The 11,680-nt window shown below is 71.9% G+C and carries 10 protein-coding genes; 4 read left to right on the forward strand and 6 right to left on the reverse strand.

All coding sequences use genetic code 11. From position 1 onward, the window contains the following. Positions 1–60 precede the first annotated feature (60 nt). Positions 61–552 carry a hypothetical protein gene (locus OG736_RS16375; RefSeq protein ID WP_327183102.1) on the forward strand — a complete coding sequence of 164 codons (492 nt, stop codon included), beginning with the start codon at positions 61–63 and terminating at the stop codon, positions 550–552. 3 nt (positions 553–555) lie between these two features. Here OG736_RS16375 and OG736_RS16380 read toward each other — a convergent pair whose 3' ends face one another. From OG736_RS16380 to OG736_RS16390, 3 genes are all read right to left on the reverse strand, one after another. Continuing rightward, positions 556–2,361 carry a TIGR03767 family metallophosphoesterase gene (locus tag OG736_RS16380; protein WP_327183103.1) on the reverse strand — a complete coding sequence of 602 codons (1,806 nt, stop codon included), beginning with the start codon at positions 2,359–2,361 and terminating at the stop codon, positions 556–558. Positions 2,362–2,625: 264 nt separating this feature from the next. Next, entirely contained in the window at positions 2,626–3,102 is a 477-nt protein-coding gene (locus OG736_RS16385; protein ID WP_327183104.1) for an NUDIX hydrolase, read from the reverse strand. 9 nt (positions 3,103–3,111) lie between these two features. After that, positions 3,112–4,029, reverse strand: a complete 918-nt coding sequence (locus OG736_RS16390; protein WP_327183105.1) for a pyridoxamine 5'-phosphate oxidase family protein — start codon at positions 4,027–4,029, stop codon at positions 3,112–3,114. Between the two features lie 151 nt (positions 4,030–4,180). Between OG736_RS16390 and OG736_RS16395 the strand changes: the two genes are divergently transcribed. Both OG736_RS16395 and OG736_RS16400 read left to right on the forward strand, forming a co-directional pair. Then, positions 4,181–4,726 carry a CGNR zinc finger domain-containing protein gene (locus tag OG736_RS16395; protein ID WP_327183106.1) on the forward strand — a complete coding sequence of 182 codons (546 nt, stop codon included), beginning with the start codon at positions 4,181–4,183 and terminating at the stop codon, positions 4,724–4,726. 241 nt (positions 4,727–4,967) lie between these two features. Next, entirely contained in the window at positions 4,968–8,282 is a 3,315-nt protein-coding gene (locus OG736_RS16400) for a S8 family serine peptidase (protein WP_327183107.1), read from the forward strand. Between the two features lie 117 nt (positions 8,283–8,399). Here the strand turns inward: OG736_RS16400 and OG736_RS16405 are convergent, their stop codons facing one another. Together OG736_RS16405 and OG736_RS16410 are read right to left on the reverse strand one after the other, a co-directional pair. Further along, positions 8,400–9,284, reverse strand: a complete 885-nt coding sequence (locus OG736_RS16405; RefSeq protein WP_327183108.1) for a hypothetical protein — start codon at positions 9,282–9,284, stop codon at positions 8,400–8,402. 1 nt (position 9,285) lies between these two features. Further along, positions 9,286–9,825, reverse strand: coding sequence for a sigma-70 family RNA polymerase sigma factor (locus tag OG736_RS16410; protein ID WP_327183109.1), 540 nt, complete (start codon positions 9,823–9,825; stop codon positions 9,286–9,288). Positions 9,826–10,026: 201 nt separating this feature from the next. On the opposite strand from OG736_RS16410, the gene OG736_RS16415 reads away from it, so the two are divergent. Next, entirely contained in the window at positions 10,027–11,046 is a 1,020-nt protein-coding gene (locus OG736_RS16415; RefSeq protein WP_327183110.1) for an aspartate-semialdehyde dehydrogenase, read from the forward strand. Here the strand turns inward: OG736_RS16415 and OG736_RS16420 are convergent. Further along, positions 11,033–11,524 carry a DUF1203 domain-containing protein gene (locus OG736_RS16420; RefSeq protein ID WP_327183111.1) on the reverse strand — a complete coding sequence of 164 codons (492 nt, stop codon included), beginning with the start codon at positions 11,522–11,524 and terminating at the stop codon, positions 11,033–11,035. The two genes, OG736_RS16415 and OG736_RS16420, sit on opposite strands and share 14 nt — an antisense overlap. Positions 11,525–11,680: the final 156 nt, after the last annotated feature.

An 11,680-nucleotide genomic window follows, 5' to 3' on the forward strand; every position in this document is an offset into this window, starting at 1 on the left:
CGTCAGGTAGCGGTCCGACGCTTGACCTTGGAGCGTAGTCCAGTGTCTAGCGTCGGCCGCATGACCACTTCCGCACCTCTCCTCGATCCCGACCGCCCTTCCCGTCTCCGTGTCGTCCGCGCGAGCGCCTGGTACGACCTCGTCGTCACGGCCGGCTTCGCGACGCCGTGGACGTACGCCCTGGTCCATGACGTGCTGTCGTCGTGGAGCCGGGCGTGGGGGCTGGGCACGTTCCCGCAGACCGACCCGATCCAGACGCTGTTCGCGAATCTGATGGGGTCGGTCGTGATCGTCTGGGCCGTTCTGCGCCTGGCCGCACCGCTGCCGGTGCACGGACTGCTCGACGGCCTCGCCCGCGCCCTGTTCACGGCGTGGATGGCGTACGCGCTGGCCCAGGGCGCCCCCGGGGTGCTGTGGCCGTTCCTCTGCGTGGAGGCGGCCTGGGGCGTGGCGCAGTTGCTGCCGTGGCTGCGGTCGATGCCGCGGCCACGGCCGGGAGGACGCCCCGCTCCCGGCCGGGACGCGGCCCTCAGCCGTCCACCGAAGAGGTGACGATCACCTGCGGCCGCCCTTCCGCAGGAGCAGCTCCGTGTTGCGGTCCTTCGCGTCGCCGGCCAGCCGTGCCCCGTCGAAGCGGGCGTTCGCGGACAGCTCCCGGTAGAGGGCCGCAAGGCCGGTCTGGGAGAGGTCGGTGTGGTCCGTGCGGTGGGGGGCGGACGACTCGATGAGGGTGGTGTGGATCGAGAGGGTGCCGTCCCTGTTGTCCACCAGCTCGACGACCCGTGCGAGCTGCGGGAACTCCACATGGGAGGCCGTGGAGATCTCCCAGAAGGTGCCGCCCTCGGCGGATCCCTCGCCGGAACCCCTGTGCGGGGTGATGTCGTTGCGGTGGATGTGGCCGTTGATCCAGGCCAGGACGTTGGGGTGGCGGCCGAGCAACGCGGTCAGCTCGGCTCCGTCGTGGCGGCGCTCGGCCGGGCGGGCCGGGTCGGGACGGGTGTTGGCCATGCTCTTGCCGGTGTGGTGGCTGAAGACGACGGCGTACGCGTCCCGGTGGGCCCGCAGGGTCGCGTCCAGCCAGTTCAGCTGTGCCGTGCCGATGGAGCCCTCGAAGTGGCCGCCGGGGTCGGTGGTGTCGAGGCTGACGCCGATCACGCCGTCGGCGATCGGGAAGGTGTAGTACTGCGTGCCCGCGTCCAGGTTCGCGGCCGTGTAGCCGTGGCCGACCGGTCCGCCCACGCCCTTGTGGGCCGGGTCCAGATGGGCCCTGAGGTGGTCGGCGGGGGTGTAGGGGGCCCGTCGTTCGTCCGGGGTGACCGAGCGTGCCTTGCGGGCGTGCGACTTCAGCAGGTCGCGGATGACCTCGCCCCTGGGGTCCTTGTCCCCGCTGATGCTCTGCTGGAGTCTCGCGGCCTCGACGGTGCTCAGCTCCATCAGTTTGCGGCCGCCCACCGCGTACTCGGCGAGGTACGGGTCGCCGTGCGCGTAGCAGCCCAGCGGCATCGCGTCGTGGTTGCCGACGGTGGAGTACCAGGGCAGGTTCAGGCCGGGGCTGCGCACCTCGCGGATCGCGGCCGCGAGGAAGCCGTCCAGGTGCGGGAAGCCACGTTGTTTGTAGGCGTCACGGGTGGTGGAGCCGGGCTGCCAGTACAGGGGCACGCCGCTGTTCTGGACGCCCTCGTAGTGGCGCGGGTCGCCGGAGTTGGGGGTGATGCGGCCGCCGCTCATCACCTTCAGGTACCACTCCAGCTCGGTGTGGGCGTTGTTGTCGGTGTTGTCGCCGGTGGTGATGACGAAGTCCAGCGGGGCGCCGGTGACGGGAGAGGTCCTGAGGGCGTTGACCCGCTCCACCAGCGCGACCGCGCCCTGCACGGTGAGCGCCTCCTGGGGACGCCACGCGATCTCGTTCGCCGCCCGCAGGTACTCCAGGCGCAGCGGGTGCTGGCTGTCGATCAGGTGCAGGTCGGTGAGCTGGACGAAGGCGGCGAGGGTCGTCCGGCGGCCCGCCCGGCCCGTCACGGGCGCGGCCAGGTCGCCGCGGACGACGCGCCGCCAGCCCGCGGCGCTGCCGAGGCGCCGGTACCCGGAGCCGGCTCGCGGGGCGGCGACGGAGGCGAGGGTGGTGCCCTTGGTGTAGGGGGCGGAGGGCACGGCGGGCACGGCGGGAGCCTGCGCGGCCTCCCTGGCCGGGGCGGCGGGCGCCGGTGCGGCGGCCGGTGGCCCCGCGGGGGCCGCCTCGCTGTCGGTGGGACGCAGGGCGTAGCCGACGCCCGCGGAGACGGAGACGGCCGCGGTGGCGGCGAGGACGGTACGACGGTCGACCCCCAGCACGGAGGACGTGACAGAGCGTGTGCGCGGCATGGCGCGATCTCCCCGAGTACGAACGCGTCGACGATGGGCGCGGGCGGTCGCGGCAGCGAACGTCCCGCTCCCTCGGATGCTCGGCACCGGGAGTGGCCTGCGCGTGAACGCCTTCGCAACGGCCAACGCCGATCGCCTACGTGGATCTCGGGGGCCCCGATCGGACCGGGGCGGACCTCGGCTGCTCCGCGCACCGCCCGGAGCCGGTCACTCCGCGTTCATCTCACGGGGTATCGCGCACGGGTGTCGCGCACGGGGTTCGGCTCATGCTCCGGGGCCGGCCGACGGAGGCGCGAACACCCGTCCGCCCACCGGCCGTTCGCGCCACAGCTTCAGCGCGATGTCGACCAGCCCGACCCGGGTGAGGGCGGGGACCGTGTCCAGGTCGTGCCAGGCGGCCAGGTCGGTGGAGCCGTTCACCTCGTTGCGCAGTTCGCCTCCGACGACCCGGCCCTCGTAGACGACCCGGACGCCGTGGTGGTCCACGGAGCCGCGCAGTCCCGCGCGGCGGAAGGTGCGGTGGGAGGAGTCGATGCCGAGCAGGCCGGTCACCTCGACGCGGTAGCCGGTCTCCTCGTCCAGTTCGCGCACGACGGTGTCGAGGGGGTCTTCGCCGTGCTCCATGCCACCGCCGGGCAGCACCCACTCGGGGGTGCCGTCGGCGGCCGGCGAGCGGGCGAGCAGGAGCTGTCCGTCACGGACGCAGACGGCATAGGCGGCCACCCTCAACTTCTTGCGCATGGGGGGACGTTAGCCGGTCGGGTCCGGGTTCGCAGGGGAGTATTCCGGCGCGGACCAGCGCAGCGGCAGCGCGGCGGGGGTGTCGACCGCCTCCGTGACGGTGAAGAGGACCGTACGTTCGCCGTCGGGGGCGAACCGGGTGCGGGCCTCGCCCGTGAGCTGGAGGGTGCGACCCGTCGTCCAGTCGAGGAACAGCAGGCCGGCGCGGGGGTCCGTGGCGAGGTTGCCCAGGGTGAGGAACATGGAGTTGCCGGGGTGGTCGCGCCAGGAGAGTGTGCGCGGTGAAGTCACGTGCACGAAGCCGGGGTTGCCGCCTCGGTGGCTGAGTTCGGCGCCGGCGCCGTCGGGCTGGAGGGTGGCGAGGAAGAAGGTGTCGGCGGCGGCCAGGAAGTCCCGCTGCTCTGCGGTCAGTTCGGCGCCGCGGAGCGGGCTGCCGGGCGTGCGGTCGACCGTCTCGTAGGTCTCCCTGCGCTGTATGTACTTGGGGCAGTTGGCGAACACCCGGTCGGTGTCGACGGCGAAACCGCGCGGGGTGGGCACCAGTCGGCCGTTCAGCCGCATACGGCGACGGGTGCGCGGATCGAGGACGATCGTGCCCACCGGGGTCCCGGGGGTGGCCAGTGCCGTCGCGAGGGGGTCGGCCGGCGAGGACCCGCCCGCACCGCTCGACGCCCGGATGCCGGTGGCGACCGAGATCCGGCGGGGTCCGGTGGCCCGGACGAAGCCGGGGGCGCCCGTGACCGCCGACGCCCAGACCCGGCCGTCGACCGGGTCGGCGGCGCCCAGCACCAGCAGCGGCTGGAGCTCCAGGAAGGCGGCGACGACCGGCCTGATGCCCTCGCCGATCGCCCGGCCCAGGTGATCGGCGAGGTCACGGACCCCGACACGGTCCTGAACCGCACGCGAGCCGGCGTGGTAGACGCCCATGAGTCGCTCGACCTCCTCGGCTCCGGCGGACCCCTCGGACAGTCCGCGAGCAGCCCACGAGTAATAACCTCTTACATTCAATTTAAAGGTTAGACTCACTCATGCCAACCGGTCACCTACTCTTGAGCGGTTAGCACGGAAGGAGCCCCCCATGTCCGCCACCACCCCCGCCCCCGACCCCCGCCCTCTCACCGGCGAGCCCCTCGCGCTCGACCTGCTCAACACGCGGTGGGTGCGGGACGGCGCCGTGCAGGATCTGCTGCGGGACCCGGAAGGGCTCGCCGTGTGGCTCGCCGCGAACGGGCTGGACGGGCGGTTCGCGGCCGACGCGGCGACCCTGCGGCACACCCTCCGGGCGCGTGACGCGATCGAGGCCGCGGTGGACGGCCCGGCGGACACCGTCGGCGTCGACGCCGTGCTCGGACACGGGCGGATCCGGCCCACCCTCACCGCCGAAGGGCCCGGCGAGCGGGCCGAGTTCGGGGACGACACCTGGGGGCCAGGCTGGCTGGCCGCCCGGAACTACCTGGAGTTGCTCTCCACCGCCCCCGACCGGATCCGCCGCTGCGCGCACGAGGCCTGCGTGCTGCACTTCTTCGACACCTCACGCAACGGCACCCGCCGCTGGTGCTCCATGGCGGCCTGCGGCAACCGCGCGAAGGCCTCCCGGCACTACGCCCGCGCCAAGGACGCCTGACCCCGCCGATCCGCCCGCGGGCCGGCCCGGCCGAAATCCGCACAACCGGCGGACAGCCCTCGCACAGGGGGCTCGTAGAGGGTTTTCCCCATACATCCATATCGATTCGGTCAACTCTCCCCAAACAGCTGCCCCTTAGGTAAAGCTTTGCGGTCATCCGGGACCGCATTCCGGACGACCGTGATCAGGAAGGAACGGCCTGGTCACGTGGTGCTCGTTCCTTTACCTACAAGGGATGCCGATGACCCTCACCCCCCAGCGTGAACCGATATCGGGCGCAAGACGTGTGGCCCGGATAGCCGTGGCCGCGGGCCTCGTGGCCGCGCTGTCCACGGCCGGTCCGATACCCATGGCCTTCTCGGCCGACTCCGGCCAGGCCCCGGCCGCGGCCGACCCGGGCGCGAAGTCCGCCCACGACAAGCTCGGCTCCGACGACGCCGACCTCCTCGCCGAGGCCAAGGCCGCCGGCGACAAGAACGTCACGCTGATGGTCGCGACCGCCCCCGGCCAGACCGAGCAGGTCGCCAAGGAGCTGGACGCGGTCAAGGGCGGCTCCGTGGGCCAGTCCTACGACAAGGTCGGCTACGTCCGCGCCACCGTCCCGACGGGCAAGGCCGACTCGGCGATCGCCGCCGCGGTCAAGCTGTCCTCGGTGCACGCCATCGACCTGCGGCAGGACATCGCCCTCGACGACCCGACGCCGAGCGCGGACACCGCGAAGGGCGCCGGCTCCGCCGCGAAGACGAAGACCTACGCCGCGCCGGACAAGAAGACCCCCGCCGAGAACCCGTACAACCCGTCCTTCGAGACGGGCGCCGTCGACTTCGTGAAGAAGAACCCGAAGGCGGACGGCCGCGGTGTCACCATCGGCATCCTCGACTCCGGTGTGGACCTGGCGCACCCCGCGCTCCAGAAGACCACCACCGGCGAGCGCAAGATCGTCGACTGGGTGACGGCGACCGACCCGATCATCGACAGCGACGCCTCCTGGCGCGCGATGACGACCTCCGTGTCCGGGCCCAGCTTCACCTTCGGCGGCCGGACCTGGACGGCGAAGGCCGGTTCCTACCAGGTCAACCTCTTCCGAGAGTCCGCCACCGCGGGCGGTGACGCCAAGGGCGACGTCAACCGCGACGGCGACACCACCGACGTGTGGGGCGTCCTGTACGACGCGGCCGCCGGCACGGTCACCGTCGACGTGAACAACAACGGCGACTTCACCGACGACACCGCGATGAAGCCGTACAAGGACGGCTACCAGATCGGGTACTTCGGCACCGACAACCCGGCGACCGACGTCGCCGAGCGCCAGCCGTTCGTCGTGCAGATCCGCAAGGACGTGCCGATGGACCCGTACGGCGGCGACTGGGTCGGCAAGAAGGCCGACTTCGCCAACATCGGTCTCATCGCCAGCGAGCACGGCACGCACGTCGCCGGCATCACCGCCGCGAACGGACTGTTCGGCGGCAAGATGAACGGCGCCGCGCCCGGCGCGAAGATCGTCTCCTCCCGCGCCTGCGTCTTCGGCCCGGGCTGCACCAACGTCGCTCTCACCGAGGGCATGATCGACCTGGTCGCCAACCGCGGTGTCGACATCGTCAACATGTCGATCGGCGGTCTGCCGGGTCTGAACGACGGCAACAACGCGCGCGCCGAGCTGTACACGCGCCTCATCGACACCTACGGCGTCCAGCTGGTCATCTCGGCCGGCAACGAGGGCCCCGGCGCCAACACCATCGGCGACCCCGGTCTGGCCGACAAGGTGATCTCGGTCGGCGCGGCCATCTCCAAGGAGACCTGGGCCGCCAACTACGGCTCGCAGGTGACGAAGAAGTACGCGCTGCTGCCCTTCTCCTCGCGCGGCCCGCGTGAGGACGGCGGCTTCACGCCGACGCTCGTCGCCCCCGGCGCCGCGATCAACACCACGCAGACCTGGCTCGAGGGTGCCCCGGTCGCCGAGGCGGGCTACCCGCTGCCGGCCGGCTACTCCATGCTCCAGGGCACCTCGATGGCCTCCCCGCAGGCCGCGGGCGCCTCGGCGCTGCTGATCTCGGCCGCCAAGCAGCAGAAGGTCGCGCTCACCCCGGCGATCCTGCGCACGGCACTGACCTCGACCGCCGACCACATCAAGGGTCTTCAGGCGTACGAGGAGGGCGCGGGCGCCATCAACATCGTGGACGCCTGGAAGTCCATCAGGAAGGGCGCCACCGCCCACGACTACGCCGTCAAGGCGCCGGTCGACACCGCGCTCGACTTCGCGCTGAAGACGCCGGGCTTCGGCACCGGCATCTACGACCGCGAGGGCGGCCTGAAGGCCGGCCAGAAGAAGACGTACGACGTCACCATCACCCGTACGTCCGGCGCCGACAAGGCGATCCGCCACGAGCTGCACCTCGAGAACAACGCGGCCGGCACCTTCAAGATCCTCGGCTCGGACGAGGTGAAGCTGTCGCTGAACAAGCCGGTCACCGTCAAGATCCAGGCGCAGCCGAAGGCCGCGGGCATCGCCAGCGCGATCCTCGAGGTCGACGACCCGAAGACCGAGGGCCTCGACAAGCAGATCCTCAACACGGTCGTCGTCTCGACGCCGGTGAACTACACGTTCCACGCGTCGAGCTCCGTGCAGCGCAACAGCTCGCAGTCCTACTTCCTGACCGTGCCCGAGGGCGCGCAGTCGCTGGAGGTCGCGATCAGCGGGCTGAAGGACAAGAGCCAGACCCGGTTCATCTCGATCCACCCGTACGGTGTCGCGGTCGAGGACAGCTCCACGATCTACTGCTACAACAACTACCTCGACGGCAACGGCTGCAAGCCCGACGCCCGTTCGTACCAGAACCCGCAGCCCGGGGTCTGGGAGATCGAGGTCGAGTCGCGCCGCACCTCGCCGCTGCTCGACAACCCGTACAAGCTGGACGCCACCGTCTACGGCGCGGCCTTCGACCCGGCGACCGTGACCGTGCCCGAGGCGAAGGTCGGCACCCCGGCCCCCGTCTCCTGGAAGGTCAAGAACAACTTCGCCGCCATCGACGGCAAGCTGGCCGGCGGCCCGCTCGGCTCGTCCAAGGCGGCCCGCCCGACCATCGCGAACGGCGCGACCGAGACCACCACGGTCGAGGTCCCGGCCGGCGCCAAGTCGCTGGACGTCTCCATCGGCAACGTCTCCGACGCCTCCGCCGACCTGGACCTGACGGTCTACGACGCGGCCGGCAACCAGGTCGCCCAGCAGGCCGACGGCGACTCGGAGGAGGCGGTCTCCATCCCGTCGCCCGCCGCCGGCACGTACACCATCGAGGTCGCGGGCTACTCGGTCCCGGCCGGCACGACGGCGTACGACTACCTGGACGTGTTCTTCTCGTCCTCGCTCGGCACCGTCGACGTCGACGAGTCGACGCCGGTGAAGCTCGGCACGGGCGCCTCGGCGTCGGTCTCCGCGACCGTCACCGCCGCGGCCGCCGCGCCCGAGGGCCGGGCCTTCTTCGGCCAGGTCCAGCTGGTGAACGCGCGGGGCACCGTCGCGGGCATCGGCAACGTGGCCATCGAGAAGGTCACTCCGTAACCGATATCTGTACCGGTACAGGTACCGGTACAGATCGAACGGTCGACCCGTAGCGGTCGAACAGGGGCGGGCGTCCACCAGGGCGCCCGCCCTTCGCCGTGTCACGGCGCGCCCCGCCTATTCGCAGGTGACGCCGTCCGCCTCGGGCAGGGCCCGGGTGAGCGCCTCTCGTTCGGGGGCGATGTCGGGCTCGCCGACCGCCCAGACGTCGGGGGTGGTGGACCCCTTCGACAGGGCGACCAGGACGTGGTCGCCCTCGCGCAGCAGCGGGTCCATGTCCGACTCCATCACGAAGTCGACCTCGGGCCCGCTCCCGGCCGGCCGGTAGGCGTGGGTGACGTGCAGGGTGACCCGCTCCCGGGTGGTGCCCGCCACCCGGGCGACGGCCGTCACGTCCCCCTCGACGACGAGCCGGGCGCAGGCCAGATAGCCGGGGTCGCCGAGGAGGCCCGCGCCGTCGCCCGCCGACGCGTCGGCCTTCTCGTCGGACCCGGCCGCACTGTCGGCGCTCTTGTCCGACTCGACGTCGGCCACTCCCTGGCCGATCTGGACGACCACCCATCCACCCCCGAGGACCAGCGCACCGGCGGCGGCCACACCGGCCAGCCGCAGGGCGAGGGGACGGGCCCGGCGCGGTGGGCGAAGCTGCCGCACCGGGGCGGTCTCCGGGACCCGCGCCGGCTCCGTCAGGACGTCCGCGAGGACGCCGAGCTGCTCGCGCAGGAGCGCCACGTCGGCGGTAGCCGAGCGGTGGGCGGCCAGGTAGGCGGAGTCGGCGCGGGCTTCCTCGGAGAGGCCGGAGAGCGGCACGCCGAGGACGGCGGCCATCAACGCGTCCATACCGTCCTCACCCTCCTGCCCGTCCCGGCCCTCGTCGTGAGTCTCGTACCGGTTCTCGTCGTGGTTCTCGCCGTGCGGTTCGTATCCGTGTCCGTGCTGTCCGTGCTGTCCGTGCTGTCCGTGCTGTCCGTGGTCTCCGGGTTTTCCGGGTAGGGCGGTCACGTCACACCACCTCGTCTTCGTGCAGGCGGGCACGCAGGGCCCGGACCGCCGTGTGCAGGCGGCTCTTGACCGTGCCCTCCGGGACGCCCAGTTCCACGGCGATCGAGCGCACCGGCAGGTCGGCGTAGAAACGCAGGACGACGACCTGGCGCTGGGCGTCGGGCAGGTCGTCCAGCCCCTGCGCGACGGCGAGGGAGAGCACGCTGGTGTCCTCGCCGGACGGGTGCTCGTGCTGGCGCAGCGAGGCCAGCCGCTCCCCCAGACGCTCCTGGCGGCGCTTGGCACGGTGCCAGTCCATGGCGAGGTTGGAGGCGACGACGGCCGCCCACGCGGAGACGTCACGTGGCGTCTCGTACCCCTTCGCCGCGCGCTCCAGGAGCCGCAGGCGGACCTGCTGTACCCCGTCCGGCAGGTCCGCCTGCGGTACCCCGCCCAGCGCGAGCACCGCCCGCACCCGGCGTTCCTGCGCGGCGTCCAGCGGATCGCCCTGTCCGGCCCCGTCCCCCTGGGCGCGCCGGGCCTTTCTGCGCAGCACAGCCACCCCTCTCTACCGCGTTTCCTCTACGACGCCGTGGCGCGCGAAAACGTTCGGCTCGACCGTGAGGAATCCTCGGGAGGCATACGTCACACCGGCGGGTGTCCCAGTCCTCGGGCATGGTGGGCAAAGAATTGGACAGGTGGGCCGGGGTCGGCCGCATGATGGAAAAGTCCGTACAGAGCCGTGAACAGAGAAGGAGTCGCCGTGAGGGTCGGAATCGTCGGAGCCACCGGTCAGGTCGGCACGGTCATGCGCAGGATCCTCAAGGAGCGTGACTTCCCCGTCACGGAGCTGCGTCTGTTCGCCTCGGCCCGTTCGGCGGGGACGGTCCTGGACGGCGTGACGGTGGAGGACGCGGCGACGGCCGACTACGCGGACCTCGACATCGTCCTGTTCTCCGCCGGTGGCGCGACCTCGCGGGCGCTGGCCGAGAAGGTCGCCGCGCAGGGCCCGGTCGTGATCGACAACTCCTCGGCGTGGCGCAAGGACCCCGAGGTGCCCCTGGTCGTCTCCGAGGTGAACCCGCACGCGATCGTGGACCGGCCCAAGGGCATCATCGCCAACCCGAACTGCACGACGATGGCCGCGATGCCGGTCCTGAAGCCGCTGCACGCGGAGGCCGGTCTGGAGGCGCTGGTCGTCGCGACGTACCAGGCGGTGTCCGGCTCGGGCCTCGCGGGCGTGGCGGAGCTGCACGGGCAGGCGCAGAAGGTCGTGCCCGACGCGGACCGGCTGACCCACGACGGCGAAGCGGTCGAGTTCCCCGAGCCGCAGGTCTACAAGCGCCCCATCGCCTTCAACGTGATCCCGCTCGCGGGCTCGATCGTCGAGGACGGCCTGAACGAGACCGACGAGGAGCAGAAGCTCCGCAACGAGTCCCGCAAGATCCTGGAGATCCCCGGGCTGAAGGTCTCCGGCACCTGTGTGCGCGTCCCGGTCTTCTCCGGCCACTCCCTCCAGGTCAACGCCCGTTTCGCGCGTCCGATCAGCGCCGAGCGCGCGACGGAGCTGCTGGGCGGCGCCCCGGGCGTGGCCCTCAGCGACATCCCGACCCCGCTCCAGGCCGCCGGCAAGGACCCGTCGTTCGTGGGCCGCATCCGGGAGGACGAGACCGTGGAGCACGGCCTCGCCCTGTTCATCTCCAACGACAACCTCCGCAAGGGCGCGGCACTGAACGCCGTACAGATCGCGGAGCTGGTGGCGGCCGAGCTCAGGTCCGCCTGACCTCGTAGAGGAAGCAGCCGTACTCGACGGCCCGGACGTGCACGAACGCCACGTCCGGGTCGTCGAACGCGTTCCGGAACGCCGCGTCGAGCCCGCCGACTCCGACGAGCGCGCCGCCCAGGATGCGGCCCTCGGCCGAGTACCGCCGCACGGTGCGGTGCGCCTGGGCGAAGGGGTGGTCGTCCCCGGCGAACCCCGCGCAGCCGTCGGCGTGGACGAACACGGGCCCCTGCTCGTCATAGGCCCCGGGATCGACCCCCGCCCCGGCCGCCCAGCGCCGCAGCGGCGCGTACGAGACGAGCGCGATCCGCTCCCCCGTGGCACTGCGCCGCAGACAGCACCGCAGCGGGGCGCCGCCCTCCTCGTCGGTGAAGGGTTCCGTCCGCCGTCCGGCGTCGTCGACGACCCGGAGCTCGTCGAGCACGCCGACCGGGATGGCCCGTGGCGCGCAGGCCAGGTCGTTCGCTGTGAAGGTCATACCTCCACCCTGTCGCCGGGCGGCCGCCGAGACCGGCGGCTTCCGGACATCACGCTCGAGAGCGGTCCCGGCAACGTTCGTCGACCGGACCGTCACCTCGGCAGACGGGCGGACGGCCGCCCATAAGGTCGTCGCCCCAGGCAGCCGTCCCGTGGA

The organism is Streptomyces sp. NBC_01334 (genome assembly GCF_035983595.1).
Classification (GTDB): Bacteria; Actinomycetota; Actinomycetes; order Streptomycetales; family Streptomycetaceae; genus Streptomyces; species Streptomyces coriariae.